At 55.9% G+C, this 690-nt stretch carries 1 protein-coding gene; it reads left to right on the top strand.

Features of this window, described 5'->3' with window-relative positions:
- The first annotated feature begins 428 nt into the window (after positions 1-428).
- Positions 429-584, top strand: a complete 156-nt coding sequence (locus tag DMH12_RS39425; protein WP_185832789.1) for a hypothetical protein — start codon at positions 429-431, stop codon at positions 582-584.
- Positions 585-690 lie beyond the last annotated feature (106 nt).

Raw genomic sequence — 690 nt, 5'->3', positions numbered from 1 at the left:
CTCTAACCGTGGTAACAGTCTTGTGCGAGACATGTCACCAAATACTGTCCTTTCCGTGTAGCCTCAGTTAGGCCGCCACTTCAAGAACTCTCGTTACATCTCTCGCACATCCTGCTTACCAGTGGCCGTTGCCAGTGGCGTTAAGTCGTGTCTTACCGGGTTGGATTCAAGACGATAGTTACCGGATAAGGCGCAGCGGTCGGGCTGAACGGGGGGTTCGTGCACACAGCCCAGCTTGGAGCGAACGACCTACACCGGGCCGAGATACCAACAGCGTGAGCTATGAGAAAGCGCCACGCTTCCCGAAGGGAGAAAGGCGGACAGGTATCCGGTAAGCGGCAGGGTCGGAACAGGAGAGCGCACGAGGGAGCTTCCAGGGGGAAACGCCTGGTATCTTTATAGTCCTGTCGGGTTTCGCCACCTCTGGCTTGAGCGTCGATTTTTGTGATGCTCGTCAGGGGGGCGGAGCCTATGGAAAAACGCCTGCGGCGCTGGCTTCTTCCGGTGCTTTGTTTTTTGCTCACATGTTCTTTCCGGCTTTATCCCCTGATTCTGTGGATAACCGTATTACTGCTTTTGAGTGAGCTGACACCGCTCGCCGCAGTCGAACGTCCGAGCGTAGCGAGTCAGTGAGCGAGGAAGCGGAAGAGCGCCTTATGTGACATTTTCTCCTTACGCTCTGTTGTGCCG

The organism is Streptomyces sp. WAC 04229, from assembly GCF_003947455.1.
In the GTDB taxonomy this organism is placed as follows: Bacteria; Actinomycetota; Actinomycetes; order Streptomycetales; family Streptomycetaceae; genus Streptomyces.
The sequence above is the reverse complement of the archived record's forward strand: the minus strand, read 5'-3'. Positions and strand labels throughout refer to the sequence as shown.